The organism is Mycobacterium sp. NGS62 (assembly GCF_059812285.1).
Map to the genome: position 1 here is coordinate 173,518 of NZ_JCALCK010000005.1, position 16,553 is coordinate 190,070.

The 16,553-nt window shown below is 66.1% G+C and carries 15 protein-coding genes; 3 read left to right on the forward strand and 12 right to left on the reverse strand.

Annotated elements, in window-relative coordinates:
- The first annotated feature begins 75 nt into the window (after positions 1-75).
- Positions 76-1,734: an MFS transporter gene (locus AC5Y49_RS15235; protein ID WP_499888354.1), complete on the forward strand. Its 1,659-nt coding sequence runs from the start codon at positions 76-78 to the stop codon at positions 1,732-1,734.
- On the opposite strand, the gene mftG is transcribed toward AC5Y49_RS15235, so the two are convergent.
- The 7 genes from mftG to mftA all read right to left on the reverse strand — a co-directional run bounded on the left by mftG (position 1,657) and on the right by mftA (position 8,154).
- Positions 1,657-3,096, reverse strand: coding sequence for a mycofactocin dehydrogenase MftG (gene mftG / locus AC5Y49_RS15240; RefSeq protein WP_499888356.1), 1,440 nt, complete (start codon positions 3,094-3,096; stop codon positions 1,657-1,659). The two genes, AC5Y49_RS15235 and mftG, sit on opposite strands and share 78 nt — an antisense overlap.
- Before the next feature lie 7 nt (positions 3,097-3,103).
- Positions 3,104-4,516 (reverse strand): mycofactocin biosynthesis glycosyltransferase MftF, encoded by a 1,413-nt coding sequence (gene mftF, locus AC5Y49_RS15245; protein ID WP_499888358.1) that lies wholly within the window; start codon positions 4,514-4,516, stop codon positions 3,104-3,106.
- On the reverse strand, positions 4,513-5,271 hold the full coding sequence (gene mftE / locus AC5Y49_RS15250; protein WP_499888360.1) for a mycofactocin biosynthesis peptidyl-dipeptidase MftE: 759 nt from the start codon (positions 5,269-5,271) through the stop codon (positions 4,513-4,515). Before mftE ends, mftF begins: the two co-directional genes overlap by 4 nt.
- 132 nt (positions 5,272-5,403) lie before the next feature.
- On the reverse strand, positions 5,404-6,597 hold the full coding sequence (mftD, locus tag AC5Y49_RS15255; RefSeq protein ID WP_499888362.1) for a pre-mycofactocin synthase MftD: 1,194 nt from the start codon (positions 6,595-6,597) through the stop codon (positions 5,404-5,406).
- A 2-nt stretch (positions 6,598-6,599) separates the two neighbouring features.
- Positions 6,600-7,766: a mycofactocin radical SAM maturase gene (gene mftC / locus AC5Y49_RS15260; RefSeq protein ID WP_499888365.1), complete on the reverse strand. Its 1,167-nt coding sequence runs from the start codon at positions 7,764-7,766 to the stop codon at positions 6,600-6,602.
- Positions 7,763-8,077, reverse strand: a complete 315-nt coding sequence (gene mftB, locus AC5Y49_RS15265; protein WP_499888368.1) for a mycofactocin biosynthesis chaperone MftB — start codon at positions 8,075-8,077, stop codon at positions 7,763-7,765. Before mftB ends, mftC begins: the two co-directional genes overlap by 4 nt.
- Complete coding sequence (mftA, locus tag AC5Y49_RS15270; protein WP_499888372.1) at positions 8,062-8,154, reverse strand: mycofactocin precursor MftA; 93 nt, start codon at positions 8,152-8,154, stop codon at positions 8,062-8,064. Before mftA ends, mftB begins: the two co-directional genes overlap by 16 nt.
- Before the next feature lie 115 nt (positions 8,155-8,269).
- Here mftA and mftR point away from each other — a divergent pair, with 115 nt between their 5' ends.
- Together mftR and AC5Y49_RS15280 are read left to right on the forward strand one after the other, a co-directional pair.
- Positions 8,270-8,866, forward strand: a complete 597-nt coding sequence (mftR, locus tag AC5Y49_RS15275) for a mycofactocin system transcriptional regulator MftR (RefSeq protein WP_499888374.1) — start codon at positions 8,270-8,272, stop codon at positions 8,864-8,866.
- Positions 8,863-9,912 (forward strand): DUF2332 domain-containing protein, encoded by a 1,050-nt coding sequence (locus AC5Y49_RS15280; RefSeq protein ID WP_499888375.1) that lies wholly within the window; start codon positions 8,863-8,865, stop codon positions 9,910-9,912. The genes mftR and AC5Y49_RS15280 overlap by 4 nt, the downstream gene beginning before the upstream one ends.
- 88 nt (positions 9,913-10,000) lie before the next feature.
- On the opposite strand, the gene AC5Y49_RS15285 is transcribed toward AC5Y49_RS15280, so the two are convergent.
- The 5 genes from AC5Y49_RS15285 to fusA form a co-directional block, all read right to left on the reverse strand.
- Positions 10,001-11,212 carry an NAD(P)/FAD-dependent oxidoreductase gene (locus tag AC5Y49_RS15285; RefSeq protein ID WP_499888377.1) on the reverse strand — a complete coding sequence of 404 codons (1,212 nt, stop codon included), beginning with the start codon at positions 11,210-11,212 and terminating at the stop codon, positions 10,001-10,003.
- Between the two features lie 32 nt (positions 11,213-11,244).
- Entirely contained in the window at positions 11,245-12,072 is an 828-nt protein-coding gene (locus AC5Y49_RS15290; RefSeq protein ID WP_499888379.1) for a mycofactocin-coupled SDR family oxidoreductase, read from the reverse strand.
- Between the two features lie 84 nt (positions 12,073-12,156).
- Entirely contained in the window at positions 12,157-12,993 is an 837-nt protein-coding gene (locus AC5Y49_RS15295; RefSeq protein WP_499888380.1) for an SHOCT domain-containing protein, read from the reverse strand.
- Between the two features lie 75 nt (positions 12,994-13,068).
- Complete coding sequence (tuf, locus tag AC5Y49_RS15300) at positions 13,069-14,259, reverse strand: elongation factor Tu (RefSeq protein ID WP_499888381.1); 1,191 nt, start codon at positions 14,257-14,259, stop codon at positions 13,069-13,071.
- A 106-nt stretch (positions 14,260-14,365) separates the two neighbouring features.
- Positions 14,366-16,474, reverse strand: a complete 2,109-nt coding sequence (gene fusA / locus AC5Y49_RS15305) for an elongation factor G (RefSeq protein WP_499888382.1) — start codon at positions 16,472-16,474, stop codon at positions 14,366-14,368.
- Positions 16,475-16,553: the final 79 nt, after the last annotated feature.

The window sequence follows — 16,553 nt, forward strand, 5'->3', positions numbered from 1 at the left end:
AAACCGAGACTATCGGTCTACCTACGAGACTGTTAGTCTCAAAACTACCTTTGCCACCGAAAGGGGGCACCCGCTGTGGCCGAAACCCTCGTCCGGCCTGACCAGCGTACTGATGTCGGCACCGCGCTCGGGTCCAATCGCGCACGAATCTGGACGGTCGTGGTGGCCTGCATGGGCGTGTCGCTCGTGATTGCCTCGATGGTCGCGTTGAACACCGCGCTGGGCGACATTGCGGTGGCAACCTCGGCCACCCAGTCCCAATTGACCTGGGTGGTCGACGGTTACACCGTCGTGCTGGCCTGCCTGCTGCTGCCCGCCGGGGCTATCGGCGACCGCTATGGCCGGCGCGGCGCGCTGCTGATCGGCCTGGCGATTTTCGCCATCGCCTCGGTGGCGGCGGCGGTGTTCAGCGATCCCCTGCAGATCATTGTGGCCAGGGGCGTGGCCGGCGCCGGCGCCGCATTCATCATGCCTGCCACGCTGTCGCTGTTGACCGCCGCGTATCGGCAGGACGAACGCATGAAGGCGGTCGGCATCTGGGCGGGCGTTGCCGGCTGTGGCGGGGTGATCGGGATGCTCGGGTCGGGGGCGCTGCTGTACTTCTGGCCGTGGGAGTCGATTTTCTGGGCCTTCGCCGGTGGCGCCGCACTGATCTTCGTGCTGGCCTGCACGGTGTCGTCTTCGCGCGACGATGAGGCGACCCCGCTGGACTGGGTGGGGGCGGTGCTGATCGGTGGCGCCGTAGCGGTTTTCGTCTTCGGCGTGGTTGAGGCGCCCGCGCGAGGGTGGAGCAACCCGCTGGTCTATGGGCCGCTGGGGGTGGGCGTGCTGCTGGCCGCGCTGTTCGGATTCGTCGAGCTGCGACGCCGCCATCCGCTGCTGGATGTCCGGTTGTTCCGCCGCCCGGATTTTGCCACCGGCGCGGCCACCATCACGGTCTTCTTCGTGGCGATGTTCGGGTTCTTCTTCGTCATGATGCAGTTCGTCCAATTGGTGATGGGCTACAGCCCGATTGGCACGGCCATCGCCTTCAGTCCGCTGATGCTGCCGATGCTGACGTTTTCGGTCCTGTCTCAGTGGTATCTGCCCCGATTGGGACTGCGGTTGGTGATTTTCGTCGGCTTGCTGCTGATCTCGGCCGGCTTTTTGTGGATGCGCGCACTCGAGGTGAATTCGCCGTACTGGGACATGATGTGGCCGCTGCTGGTGGTCAGCACGGGGATCGGACTATGCACGGCCCCAACAACTTCGGCGATCATGGCGGCAGTGCCCGATGAGAAGCAGGGCGTTGCCTCGGCGGTCAACGACACCACTCGCGAGGTTGGTGCCGCCCTCGGGATCGCGCTGGCCGGATCCATCCTGGCGGCTCGGTATGGCAACGTCATCACACCGCACCTGGCAGCGTTTCCCGAGCCGTTGCGCGCACCGGCTTCTCATTCACTGGCCCAGGCGTTGGAGATCTCCGACAGGCTTGGGCCGCAAGGCATTGCGCTCGCTGACCTGAGCCGCACCGCCTTCCTGGAGGCCACGCAGTCCTCGTTTCTGGTGCTCGGGGTGATCATCGCCGTAGCAGCGCTGCTCATTGCCGCGTGGGCGCCGGGTCGGGACGGACAACAGTTGCGTTGGGTCCGGCGAATCGTGTCCCGCCGGTCCGACTCACCTGACGAACTCTGCGGCCCGGTGACCGAGCATGACGATGCTGGCATGCGGGCCGCGGCTGGTGACCGTCGGTAGTACCGACCCGTCGATCACCCATAATCCCTCGATACCGCGTACCCGGCACTGGGGGTCGACGACCGCGCGCGAATCAGCGTCGGCGCCCATCGGGGCGCTGCCGCACAGGTGTTGCGACGTCGACCAGGCGGGCGGCCCGACCGACGTTGCCGCCCTGGCCAATTCGCGAGCCAGCTCGGCGCCTCGCTGTAGGGTGGCGATGTCATCGGGCTCCGTGTCGTAGCGGTGCTCGATTCGCGGCGGCACCGCGGGATCACCGGACACCAGCGTGATCCGCCCGCGGGAGCGCGGCTGCATGAGAGCGATGCCGATGTGCGGCCAGTCCGGATGGCCCGCGGTGCCGTCACCGACCATCGCGACGAACCCGCCTGTGTACGGGCGTATTTCGAGGTTGTCCGACGTGCTCAGCACAACTTCTACTACCGGCCGACGGGTGGCGATCGGCCAGTTCGTCGGCAGTACCCATTCCGGGTGGTCGCTGCAGGCCATTCCGACAGGTAGCGGTGCCACTATGTCGATACCGGCACCACGCAACATGTCTTCGTCGCCGACACCGGACAGCATGAGCAGATGCGCGGACTCGATCGCACCGGCGCACAGCACAATTCGATCGGCGGTCAACGTCATCGCCCCACCTGGGCCACTCGCGTCGACGCCCACTGCGCGCACACCTGCGAAGCGCAATCGCATCACGCGGGTCTGCGCCAGCAGGGTCAGGTTGGGCCGCTGCAGTGCGGGCGCCAAATACGTTCTGCCCGAACCGTTGCGAATGCCGTCGACGATGTTGAGAGGGACAGCACCCACGCCGGTCGGCATCTCGTGACCGGCGTCGTTCAAGTCGGGAATCCAGTCAAAGCCGGCCTGCTGCGCTGCAGACATGAAAGCCGCAGTGCTGCCGATGTTTTCGGTCGTTCGGCGCACTGGGATCGGCCCATGGTCGCCGTGTACGGGTCCACCGAAATCCAGGTCCGTTTCGATGGCCCGAAAATGGTCGAGCACGTCTGACCACGCCCACCCGGGCAGCTGGTAGCCGTCGAAGTCACGGGCCAGTCCGCGGCAGAAATAGCCGCCGTTGACCGCGCCCGAACCACCAATGGTCGCGCCGCGCATGATCAGCATGTGCCGGGGCGGCTGCTCGGTCAGTTGGGTCTGATAACGCAAAACCAACGGGCTGGCCGCCCCGATCGGCAGCTGCAGGCCGTTGGCGGTCTGTGCCAGCAGCTGCGGATCGGTGAGACCGAGGCCGGCTTCCAGCACCGTCACCGCACACTGCGGGTCGGCGGAAAGCCGCTCAGCCACAACTGATCCAGCGCTTCCCGCGCCGATGATCAGCACATCACTGTGCAGGGCGGCTGCGCTCAACTGGTGGTCAGATCCGGATCTGCGGCTTGAGTGGTCGGATATTGCGTTCCCGTACCACGCCGCACCACAATCCGAGTCCGTATGCCAGATCGTCGAGGCGCTTCAGCAGCAGGTATGTCACCAGCCCGATGGGTCTGGCTTCGTCGTCGGTGGCTCCCCGGCGACGCAGCCAGTCCACTACCCCGTCGACGACAGCGGCGATCACCACGGCGCGCCGACAGTGTCGGGACAGCATCGCCGCCAGCAGCGCCACCGGCCAATAGTGCCGGCAGATCGCCGACGCCAATTGCAGCGCCGCCGACCAGAGGCCCCGGGCTGCCACCGCCACGACATCCAAGACCTGGGTGTCGGGCCCCTCCATGGACTTGGCGATACGACGACCCGTCGCTGCGGCCAGCAGCAGCGACGCCAGATATCCCAACCCGGAGCCGACCGCCATCAGAATCCAGGCTGCCAGCGCCCAGCCGGAGATCACCAGCGGCGCCGTCTTGTCAGGGTGGCGCGCCGACAGCGGCGCCGCCGACCCACCGTAAAACGCTTTGCGCGCAATCCAATCTCGCAGTTCGGTGCGGTGATCGTGCGCTACCAAAGCGATGGGCTCGTAGCGCAACCGGGCACCGGCTTCGACGAGCCGCCAGCACAGGTCGACATCTTCACCGGCCTGCAGCGTGTCGTCGAACCCGCCGACGTCGCGCAGCATGGCAGTGCGGCAGATGATGGCCGCGCTCGGGACGTAGGCAACGTTCGTGTAGGGAATGACGGGGGCCTCGTGCTGCCCGAGGTCCAGCGACGAACGCACCGCCTCGTAGCGGGCCACCAGGTGGTCGCTTTGTGTCAGACCGATGATGCGGGGCGCCACCAAGGCGACGGTGGGGTCGCAGAAATGACCGAGCAGAGCTTCCAGCCAGCCGCGGCGCGGAACCACGTCGGAGTCCAGAAACGCGACGTAGTCGGTTTTGCACGCGCCCAGTCCGGTGTTGCGGGCTGCCGCGGGCCCCTTGTTACGGTGGTGGTGCAGCACCTCGACGTCACAGTGCGCACCCGCGAAGTCGTCGCGCTCGATCGGCTCCGACGAACCGTCGTCGACGATGATCACTCGAAGTCCGCGCAACGAGGCCAGCAACCGGCGTAGCCCACATGCGTTGTCGTGCACCGGAATTACCACCGTGACGTCCCGGTGTGACGGGCCGCCAGCCGGCCGGGGATGCGCCACCGTCGCGTCCAGCAGGGTGCGTGCCAACTCGGCGCTGAGTGCGTCGTGCACCTTCAGTCGGCCGTCGGCCAGCATGTCCTGCGCGGCCGGCGCCAGCCGCAGCAAACGGGTGGGTGAGCCGCCCAGCAGAGCCGACCCGCGACCGAGCACCCGCACGCGTCGGTCGACCTGGACAGCAAACCCGTCCGGCAGCCGGGTCTGGGTCATGTCAGCATCCCGTCGGCGCGCGGCGCCCAGCGCAGCACTGCGCGCGCGCAGCCGTCGACCATCTCGGTGAAGATTCGCTGCCCCTCGGTCGCGGTCGCCGTCGTCGGGTCCCCCAGCACGCCCACCTCGCTGACTGCCGCGACTCCCCCGCGGCGCATCGTTGGCAGCAGGTCGGACAGCGGGGCACCATTACCCGAACACCACTGGTCGGTCAACACATCAGCGGGTGAAATGTGCAGCAACACGGAAGTTTCGGTGTGGCCGGCGTGGGCGTCAGCATCCCGCGCCGTGCACGCAGTCCACGCCGCGTCGCGTCCTTCGGATCGCAGCAGGCGGACCGCGCGGTCCAGGGCGACGACATTGCCGCCGTGACCGTTGACGAACAGCAGGCGCTGGGCCCAGCAGGTCGCCGACCTGCCGAACTCAACCAGCAGCACCGCCAGGGCGTCGGTGCCGATGGAAATGGTTCCCGGAAAGCTTTGGTGCTCGCCGCTGTCGCCGTAGCCGATGGCCGGCGCGACCAGCCACTGCTGGGCCAGGTCGTCGTGCTCCGGCAGTTCGGCCAGACGTGCGGCGACCGCAGTGGCGACCGCAGTCGCGATCCGCGTGTCGGTGTCCAGCGGGAGGTGCGGGCCATGCTGCTCGGTGGATCCCACCGGGATCAGTACCGCCGACGACACGCCGCGTAGCTGGCCCGACGTCGAGCTGCTGAGTTCGCCGAGGACGGCCACCCGCCGATGGTAGGACGAATTCACCTGCCGTGCATTGGTTGTTGGTTGTCCAGATGAAATTTTTTCCACCATCCTGGTGGTTTTGTCACCCTCGTCCACCTCTGCCACGCCTGCCACGCGAGTATCAGAACTCCCGCTGGTTTCGCCGCGGGCCGGCTAGCCGCGGTCGCCGGTGGGCACGCCGAGTGCGCGAGCAAACCCGGGAGGCACCACGACGTCGTCGGGGCTGAGGTCATGCACCGAAGCCTGGCCCAGCCCGGTCAGCGCACAGTCGATGCCACTACGGAGGATGTCGAGCACATTCTCGACTCCGCCTTGTCCGCCGGCCGCCAGGCCCCACAGATATGCGCGCCCGATCATCACCGCACGCGCCCCCAACGCCACCGCCTTCACGACGTCGCTGCCGCGGCGGATACCACCGTCCAGCAATACCTCGATCTGGTCCCCGACCGCGTCGACGACAGCGGGTAGCGCGCGAATTGCCGCCGGTGTGCCGTCCAAGTTATTGCCACCATGGTTGGACACCGAAATCGCTGAAACTCCAGCATCCACAGCTCTTTTGGCGTCGTCCACCCGGATCACGCCCTTGAGCATGAACGGCCCGCCCCAGAGCTCGCGCAGCCAGGCGATGTCGTCCCAGGTCGGCGGCGGGGTGGCCATCCATTCGCCGTAGGCGGCGAAGAACGGCGGCCCAGGTTCGCCCCGCCGGGCCTGGTTGGGTACCTGCAAGCTCGGCGGCCGCATCGTTTTCGCCCATTGCAGCAGCCAGCCCGGCCGCGTCAGGCCTTCCGGCATCATGCGGGCCGCGGTGCGAAAGTTCATCTGCTCGGGGATCTTGGGGCTGCCCCAGTCCCGGCCGTGCGAGAAGGTCCAGTCGGTGGTGACGATCAGCCCGGCGGCGCCGGCCTCGCGGGCCCGTTCGACCCGCTCGGCGATCGCGGTGCGGTCGCCGAGCCAATAGAGCTGGAAGAACAGCTTGTCGTTGGCCGCGATGACTTCCTCGATGGGCTTACTGGCGAAGGAGGAGAGTCCCATCGCGGTGCCCCGCGCCGCGGCCGCTCGTGCGACGGCCACCTCACCGTCGGGGTGCACTGCCTGCACACCCGTGGGCGAGATGATCACCGGTAGCGAGATATCTTGTCCCATAACGGTAGTCGACAAGTCTCGGTTGGCGATCGCACCGACGACGTGCGGCGCGAAGCCCAGTTCGCCGAACGCCTCGACATTGTCCGATACCGTGATGCCCTTCTCGCTGGCGGCGATCAGCGCGGCGTACACCGACTTGGGCAGCCGCCGCTTGGCCCGCTGCTGAGCGATCGCAACGGTCTCGAACCAGGCATCGCGGGCCACGGCTAGACCGGGCTTTCGTTGCAGAGTCGCTGCGGTGGGCGCGTCGACAGCGTCAACGGCACCGGCCGACTGCGGCGGGAGTGGTCACCGGCCGGACGCGGCTTGTCGCGCTCGCGGGCCAGCGCCGGCGCGCCGTAGCCCTGCACACATTCTGGGTCCGGCCCGTCCAGCGGCAGACCGGTGAAGAACTTGGCTGCCATGCAACCGCCCCGGCAGCTGTCGTAATGGCCACAGCTGCCGCAGGCCCCGGCCGACTGCGGTTCGCGCAATTCGCGAAACAGCGGAGCGTTCTTCCAGACGTTGTCGAAACCACCGTCGGACAACACATTTCCGGCCAGGAAGCGATCGTGGATGGCGAATGGGCAGGCGTACACGTCGCCCACCGGATCGATCAGGCAGACCACCCGACCGGCCCCGCACATGTTCAGCCCGGCCAGCGCCCCGGGTTCGCCCAGCGCCGACAGGTGGAAGAACGAGTCGCCGGTGAGCACCCGGTCGCCGTTGGCGACTAGCCAGTCGTAGAGCTGGACCTGTTGGTCGGCCGTTGGGTGTAGGTCGTCCCAGACGTCGGCGCCCCGGCCAGACGGCCGCAACCGGGTGATCCGCAGGGTGGCGCCGTAACGGCTTGCCAGCGCTGCGAATTCGTCGAGCTGACCGACGTTGTGGCGAGTCACGACCACTGAGATCTTGGCGTCGGAGAAGCCCGCAGCGGCTAGATTCTCCAGAGCCCGTACCGCCATGGCGTAGGACCCGGCACCGCGGACGGCGTCATTGACCTCCGCGGTCGCGCCGTCCAGGGAGATCTGCACATCGACGTAGTCGCTGGCCGCCAGTCGCGCCGCGACCTCGGGGGTGATCCGCACCCCATTGGTCGAGAACTTCACACCCACGTGGTGTTCGGTGGCGTAGTCGACCAGGTCCCAGAAGTCCGGTCGCACCGTCGGCTCACCGCCGCCGATGTTGACGTAGAACACCTGCATGCGTTCCAGCTCGTCGATGATGTTTTGGCAATCCCGCGTGGACAATTCACGGGGATCGCGCTTACCCGACGAGGACAGGCAGTGCACGCACGCCAGATTGCAGGCGTAGGTCAGCTCCCAGGTCAGGCAGACCGGAGCGTCCAGGCCGCGCTCGAACTGCTCCACGAGCCGGGGTACGACCGCTGTCATTGACTCACTTCCTTTGAATCCCTGGGCACCAGCATGTTCGAGGCCGCCAACACACTCAGTGCGTTCACATAGGGACGCTGCTGCGCGTCGTCGATCCCTGCGGCACGGCAAGCGGTTCGCACGTCGGCATGGTCGTCCAGCGACTGCACGACGTCCAGGATTGTGCGGTTTTTCAAAAACGACAGTTTGCGAGTGCCGAAGTGATACAACAGCGCACCGAACGGCTCGGGCCGCACGGCGACTTGTGGGTGCAACCGCCAGCCGGTGTCCGGGCTGAATTCGCCCGCGGGCACGCTCAGTAGACCCCGCACATCCCGTCGATGGACACCTCTTCCACCAGGGTCTCGGTAACGAGCTCGGTGTCGACGTCGGTCTGGTTCGGCTCCATGGTGTGGCCTTTCGTTGTCAGGGGCTCGACAAGTGGGTGTCAGCCCGGTCACAATCTTGGCCAGAATATGGCATCGAGTGCCAGAACGGAAGAGGGCCCCCAGGAAGGTGATGTCATGGTGCCTCAATCGCGGGTGGGCCGGCGCCGCTCGACGACCCCGCACCACATCACCGACGTGGCCCTCGGGTTGTTCGCGGCCCGCGGGTTCGACGAGGTGAGCGTCGACGATGTCGCGCAGGCGGCGGGCATCGCCCGGCGCACACTGTTCCGCTACTACGCCTCGAAGAACGCCATCCCCTGGGGTGATTTCGATGCCCACCTTCAGCACCTGCGCGAACTGCTCGACCACGTCGATGCTGAGGTGCCGCTGGGCGAAGCGCTGCGCACAGCCTTGTTGGCGTTCAACACTTTCGACGACTCGGAGACCGTCCGGCACCGTCAGCGTATGCGGGTGATCCTGCAAACTGCTGAGCTGCAAGCGTATTCGATGACGATGTATGCCGGCTGGCGAGAAGTCATTGCAGACTTCGTGGCGCGCAGGTCCGGCGCCAAGCCGTCTGACCTGTTGCCGCAGACCATTGCATGGATGATGCTCGGGGTGGCGCTGAGCGCCTATGAGCAATGGCTGGATGACGAGTCAGTGTCGTTACCCCAGGCGCTGGCCGGCGCATTCGACGTCGTCCGCGCCGGACTGGACCGGCTGAAGCCGTGAACAGCGACACCCCGCTGTTGCGGTCGCTACGGGTGCAGGGCCACGCCTGTGCCGAACTGGGCTCGCCGATGTACGGCGAACTGCTCAGTCGGGTGGGTGGCGACGTCAACGCCGCGGGAATTTTTGCCGACATCCTTTCCGGCCACGAACACGATCCCGGACGGCTGGCCCTGCCGTTACGACTGCTCGGCGGCCTGCATCGATTGGTGCTCGACGGTCGCGCACGGGTGCTGCGGCGCTGGTATCCGAGCACCGGCGGCCACTGGGATGCCGACGCGGCCTGGCCCGATATCGTGCGGGTCGCCGCCGACCATGCCGACGTGCTGCGCGCCGCGCTCGATCAGCCGCCGCAGACCAACGAGGTGGGCCGCTCGGCCGCGCTGATCGGGGCGCTGCTGATCCTGACTCGCCAATTCGGTTTGCCAGTACGGCTTTTCGAGATCGGCTGCAGCGCCGGGCTGAACCTGCGGGCCGACTACTACCGGTATCGCTACCCGGGCGGGCAATGGGGACCGGGCGACTCGCCGGTGACCATCGACGACGCGTGGCGAGGTCAACCTCCTCCGCCGGGCAGGTTGCAGATCGTCGAACGCCGCGGCTATGACCTGGCGCCGGTCGACGCCACCGGCCGCGACGGCGAGTTGACGTTGCTGAGCTACGTGTGGCCCGATATGCCCATCCGGCTGCAGCGGCTGCGCGGAGCGATCAGCGTCGCTCGGCGCGTCGCCGCTCCGTTGACGAGCTGCCGGGCCGGCGAGGCCGTCGCCGGTCTCACCGTGACGCCGGGCACGACGACGGTGCTGTGGCACTCCATCACGAGGCAGTATCTCTCCCGCGACGAGCAAGCATCCGTCGACGCCGGCATCGATGCGGTGGCCGCCCAGGCCGGAGCCGAGTCGCCGTTTGTCCACCTCACGCTGGAGCCACAGCGGCGAACACCGGACAGCTCGGTGGAGTTTCTGTTGCGCGCCCGCAGCTGGCCCAGTGGCGAAGATCGGATACTGGCCGACTGCTCGCCGCACGGTCCGCCGGTCACCTGGCAATAGACCTTCCAGGCCCTGCCGCGAGAGTGCGTAAACCCGGAGATTAGTTCGGCGTGTCGGCCGGGGACACGCACGCTCGCGCAAGGGGTGATCAGCCCAGGACTTCCGAGATCGGCGCACTCGCAGCGACTTTGGCTCTGGTCTTCATCACCTTGCCGGGCATGCCACCACCGACGACGCCGACCACCGCACCGTCGCGCTCGTAATAGGCCAGGAACTTGCGGCCGTCGTCCTCGACGAGGTGCACGGTGTCGGTGGCGTGCGGCTCGCCCAGGCACTGGATCTTGACGTCGTATTGATCGCTCCAGAAGTAGGGGACCACGACGTTCGACGGGACATCTCGGCCAAGCATCGAGGGCACCACGACTCTCGCCTGCTCAGCGACATTGCTCCAATGTTCCACTCGCACTTGGTGTCCCGCAGGGCTGCGCCACGAGGCGACGTCGCCGAGCGCCCACACGTTGGGCACGCTGGTGCGCCCGGCCATGTCGCAGAGCACGCCGTTGTCGACCTCGATGCCGCTGCCCTCCAGCCACTCGGTGGCCGGCCGGGAGCCGATGCCGACCACCACCAGGTCGGCCGCCACCTCAGCGCCGTCGGTCAGCTCGACCGTTTCGACGTGGCCACTACCGCGAACCTCGGCGACCCCGACGCCCGTACGCACGTCGACACCCTCCGCACGGTGCAGCCGTGCCACCAACTCACCGATCTGCTGGCCTAGCACCGACGCCAGCGGCGCCGGCTGCGGCTCCACCAGCACCACCTCGACCCCCAGACCGCGCAGGCTTGCCGCGACCTCACAGCCGATGAATCCGGCACCGACGACGACGGCACGGTGTGCGGCAGACGCGTGGCTGCGCAACGCCAGGCACTCGTCGAATGAACGCAACACCCGGATGCCTTCCAGATCGGGAAACGCCGGAATGCGCCGCGGCACCAGACCGGTCGCGATCACGAGCTCGTCGTAGCCCAGCACCGTTCCGTCGTCCAGCGTCACGGTTTGTGCCGCGGTGTCCAGACTGGTGGCCCCCGACCCGAGACGCAGGGTGATATCGCGTTCGTCGTAGAACTCCCGCGGTTTGAGCGTCACGTCGTCGACCTCGCTGCGCAATACCTCCTTTGACAGCGGCGGCCGGTCATAGGGCAGATGCGCTTCGTCACTGACGATGGTGAGCGGGCCGGTGTACTCCGCCCGGCGAAGCTGTTCAGCCAGCCGAGCCGCAGCGAGCCCCCCGCCGACGACCACGATTCCGTTTGCGGGGCCCTTGCCCCCCTCGCTACTAGTCACGTGGAGTTCATACACGATCGCGGCGCCGAATGGTGGGCCACCCTGCGTTAGTACTTCAAGGCGCCCTTGTCGACCGGAATTTGCGCTCCCGACAATGTCCCGGAGCCGTCGCCCGCCAGCCAGGCCACGACGTCGGAGACCTCGTCTGCGGTCATAAACCCCTTGGGCTGCACCGGCATCGGGGGGAAGCTGTGCACATAGTGCCCGTGCTCGGCGAAGATTTTCATCATCATGTCCGGCTCGATCATCGGGGTGTCGACCGAATACGGATGGATGGTGTTGACGCGGATGCCGAACTCGCCCAGTTCGATCGCCAGGGCGTTGGCCAGCCCGACCAGGCCATGCTTGGACGCCGAATAGTGGGCATTGCCGGGGGTGGCCTTCAGCCCTGCTGACGAGCTGACCACCACGATGGACCCGCCATTACCGGCCTCGATCATTGCCGGCACCACCGCGCGGACGGTACGCCAGGTACCAGAGAGGTTGACACCAATGATGGTGTCCCATTCCTCCTCGGTGATTTCCCAAACCCGGCCCCAGCTCAGCACACCCGCGTTGGCCACCACAATGTCGAGCCGGCCGAACTGCTCGACGCCGTCGGCCACCAACTGCTGCAGCGCCGCGCTGTCACGGATGTCCACCTCACGCGCCAGCACCTTCCGCCCCTCGGCCTCCACCGCACGGACTGTCTCGGCGAGATCCTCAGGGGTGGCTGCGGGGTAGGTGATGCTCTCGGATACCGGCGCACAGATGTCCAGGGCGATGACGTCGGCGCCCTCGCGCGCCAATCGGACCGCGTGGGCGCGGCCCTGTCCCCGGGCAGCGCCGGTAACGAACGCGACGCGTCCCTGCAAAGACCCCGCTGCTGTAGTCACGGACACCCCTTTCACCAACTGCCGGACAGGCTAGCAGCGGAACTGAAACGTGTTCTAGACAGGCCCAGCCGGAACAGCCGAGGGTCAGATCTCGGCGATGATCTCGGCGCGCTTGCTGGCGTACTCCGCATCGGTTAGCGCGCCGGAAGCATGCAGCGTCTCGAGTTCCTGCAACCGCTCCCCGATGGACTGCACCGGTGCGATCACCGCAGCCGGCGATCCCGCGGCCGACGGGCCGTCAACGGCTGCGTCTTCTGCGGTCCGGCTTGCCGCCCGCCGCACCACCGCCTGAATCTGCTGCCGCAGCACAGGATTGGACCGCACGTCGACCATCCGATTCACCGGGATGTTATTGGCTTTGAGGATCTGCAGGATCTCCATCAGCGGCCCGGCCTGCCCGCTCAAATCATATGTCTTGTTGTCTTCTGCCACAGTGAATTGCGCTGGCACCAGGCCATTGACCAAAGCGCTGCGCTCCCAGTCGATTTGGTATCTCTGGGTCGCGGGGTCGACTAAGGCGACGAGCTTGCGTGCGGTGATGTTGCCCAGCCGGGTCACGCTCGCGATGACCCGGTCGGCACTGTCGAATGGCGTGAAACCCGAACCGGCGATGCGCAACTGCAACTTGACCAGTGGTTGGTCGTTGATCCGGGTACCAGTCTCGGTGATCCCGGTGATCTGCGCCAGCGCCAGGACTCCGCTTTGCTCGAGCGCGGCGGTCATGGCCGCCGATTTCGCCCCGTAGTTTGTCAGTGCCAGCGCAACCAGCACGTCGCCAGCCGTTACGAACAGGCCAACGTAGAACATCCATTTCAATAAATTGTCTTGCCCGGTGGCGAAATAGACGGCCAGAAAGATCGGTCCGACCAAGCCGCCGCACAGCAGCACGAACACCTGCGATTTCAGGTAGCGCCACAACACGTTCGTGAGAATAACGCGCAGCGCAAAGCGGCGCCCACCCTTTCGGATGAGCGCCGCTTGTGCTTTTGGTCGAAACTACTTGACGATCTTGGTGACCCGGCCGGCGCCGACGGTACGGCCACCCTCGCGGATCGCGAAGCGCAGACCCTCGTCCATGGCGACGGGCTGGATCAGCTTCACCGAGATGTCGGTGTTGTCACCGGGCATCACCATCTCGGTGCCCTCCGGCAGCGTCACCACACCGGTCACGTCGGTGGTGCGAAAGTAGAACTGCGGACGGTAGTTGTTGAAGAACGGCGTGTGCCGGCCGCCCTCGTCCTTGGACAGGATGTAGACCTGGCCCTCGAAGTCGGTGTGCGGCGTGGTGGTGCCGGGCTTGGTGACAACCTGGCCACGCTCGACATCCTCGCGCTTGATACCGCGCAGCAGCAGACCGACGTTGTCGCCGGCCTGGCCCTGGTCGAGCAGCTTGCGGAACATCTCGACACCGGTGACCGTGGTCTTGGTGCTGGTCGGCTTGATGCCGACGATCTCGACCTCTTCGTTGACGTTGATCACGCCGCGCTCGACACGGCCGGTGACGACGGTGCCCCGGCCGGTGATCGTGAAGACGTCCTCGACGGGCATCAGGAACGGCTTGTCGGTGTCGCGGACCGGATCCGGAATCGACTCGTCGACCGCGTTCATCAACTCGACGATGCCTTCGACCCACTTCTCGTCGCCCTCGAGCGCCTTCAGCGCCGATACCTTGACCACCGGGGCGTCCTCGTCGAACTCCTGGGCGGCCAGCAGCTCGCGGACCTCCAGCTCGACGAGCTCGAGCAGCTCCTCGTCGTCGACCATGTCGGCCTTGTTCAACGCGACCAGGATGTAGGGCACCCCGACCTGACGCGCAAGCAGCACGTGCTCGCGGGTCTGCGGCATCGGACCGTCGGTGGCGGCGACCACCAGGATCGCGCCGTCCATCTGGGCGGCGCCGGTGATCATGTTCTTGATGTAGTCGGCGTGACCCGGGGCGTCGACGTGCGCGTAGTGACGCTTCTCGGTCTGGTACTCCACGTGGGAGATGTTGATCGTGATACCGCGCTGACGTTCCTCGGGCGCGTTGTCGATCTGGTCGAATGCCCGCGACTCGTTCAACTCCGGGTACTTGTCATGCAGGACCTTGGTGATAGCCGCGGTCAGCGTGGTCTTGCCGTGGTCAACGTGACCGATGGTCCCGATGTTGACGTGCGGCTTCGTCCGCTCGAACTTCGCCTTCGCCACTTCTGTGTCCTCCTGGACTTGTTGGTGCTCGTTAAAGCAGTGTTGGTTTCTTCACTTGTGCCGCGGTAGTGACCGGGCAAGGTTACTCCGCGCCAATGCTGGTTGTTTACTCGCCCGTCGCCTTCGCAATGATCTCCTTCGACACGTTCGCCGGTACTTCGGCGTACGAGTCGAACACCATCGAGTAGTTTGCCCGACCCTGTGTCTTCGACCGCAGGTCGCCGACGTAGCCGAACATCTCCGACAGCGGCACATGCGCCTTGACCACGCGGGCACCGCTGCGTTCGTCCATGGCCTGGATCTGACCACGGCGGGAGTTCAGGTCGCCGATCACGTCGCCCATGTAGTCCTCAGGGGTGGTGACCTCGACGGCCATGATCGGTTCCAGGATCACCGGCTGCGCCTGTCCGGCCGCCTTTTTCAGCGCCTGGGAGCCGGCGATCTTGAACGCCATCTCCGACGAGTCCACGTCGTGGTACTGGCCGTCGAGCAGGGTCACCTTGAGGTTGACCAGCGGGTAGCCGGCCAGCACACCGTACTGCATGGCGTCCTGCGCGCCGGCGTCCACCGACGGGATGTACTCCCGCGGGATGCGACCACCGGTGACCTTGTTTTCGAACTCGTAGGTCGCGCCCTCTTCGCCGTCGACGAGCGGCTCCAGCGTGATGATGACCTTCGCGAACTGACCCGAGCCGCCGGTCTGCTTCTTGTGGGTGAACTCGACGCTCTCCACTTTGCGGCGGATGGTCTCTTTGTAGGCCACCTGCGGCTTGCCGACGTTGGCCTCGACCTTGAACTCGCGACGCATCCGGTCGACCAGGATGTCCAGGTGCAGCTCGCCCATGCCGCCGATCACGGTCTGGCCGGTCTCCTGGTCCAGGTGCACCTTGAACGTCGGGTCCTCTTCGGCCAGCTTCTGGATCGAGAGGCTCAGCTTTTCCTGGTCGCTTTTGGTCTTGGGCTCGATGGCCACCTCGATGACCGGGTCGGGGAACGTCATCGACTCCAGCACGATCTGCTGGTTGGCGTCGCTCAACGTGTCACCGGTGGTGGTGTCCTTGAGCCCGATCACCGCGTAGATGTGGCCGGCCGACGCGGTGTCGACCGGGTTCTCCTTGTTGGCGTGCATCTGGAACAGCTTGCCCAGCCGCTCCTTCTTGCCTTTGGTGGCGTTGATGACCTGTGAGCCCGACTCCACCTTCCCGGAGTACACCCGCACGTAGGTCAACTTGCCGAAGAACGGGTGCACCGCGATCTTGAATGCCAGCGCGGAGAACGGCTCGTCAGTGCTGGGCTTGCGGGTGATGATCTCGCTCTCATCGCCAGGCACATGGCCTTGCACCGACTCGACGTCCAGCGGCGACGGCAGGTAGTCGATGACCGCGTCGAGCATCGGCTGCACGCCCTTGTTCTTGAACGCGCTGCCGCACAGCACGGGGTAGAGCTCGGAGGCCACCGTCAGCTTGCGAATCGCTGCTTTGATCTCGGCCACGGACAGTTCCTCGCCGCCCAGGTACTTTTCCAGCAGCTCTTCGTCGGTCTCGGCGACGATCTCCAGCAGCGCAGTGCGGTACTCCTCGACCTTGTCGGCCAGCTCGGCGGGGATCTCGACGGTCTCGTAGGTCTCGCCGAGCTTGGTCTCGCCGCGCCACACCTTGGCCTTCATCTCGACCAAGTCGACGATGCCTTCGAACTCGTGCTCGGCGCCGATCGGCAGCTGGATGACCAGCGGCTTGGCGCCCAGACGCTCCTCGATGGTGCGCACCGTGAAGTAAAAGTCGGCGCCGATCTTGTCCATCTTGTTGACGAAGCAGATCCGCGGCACGTCGTACTTGTCGGCCTGGCGCCACACTTGCTCGGACTGCGGCTCCACGCCCTCTTTGCCGTCGAACACCGCGACCGCACCGTCGAGCACCCGCAAGCTGCGCTCCACCTCGACGGTGAAGTCGACGTGGCCCGGGGTGTCGATGATGTTGATCTGGTTGTCGTTCCAGAAGCAGGTCACCGCCGCCGAGGTGATGGTGATGCCGCGTTCCTGCTCCTGCTCCATCCAGTCGGTGGTGGAGGCGCCGTCGTGCGTTTCACCGATCTTGTAGTTGACGCCGGTGTAGTACAGGATCCGCTCGGTGGTCGTCGTCTTGCCGGCGTCGATGTGCGCCATGATGCCGATGTTGCGGACCTTGCTCAGGTCAGTCAGCACGTCCTTCTGTGCCACAGAAGTCTTCCCACTCTTTCGATTGCTTGGTTAGCTGTCGTTCTCGCCTCCGGCGACGCTGCCAGATGGTCGCCGATGC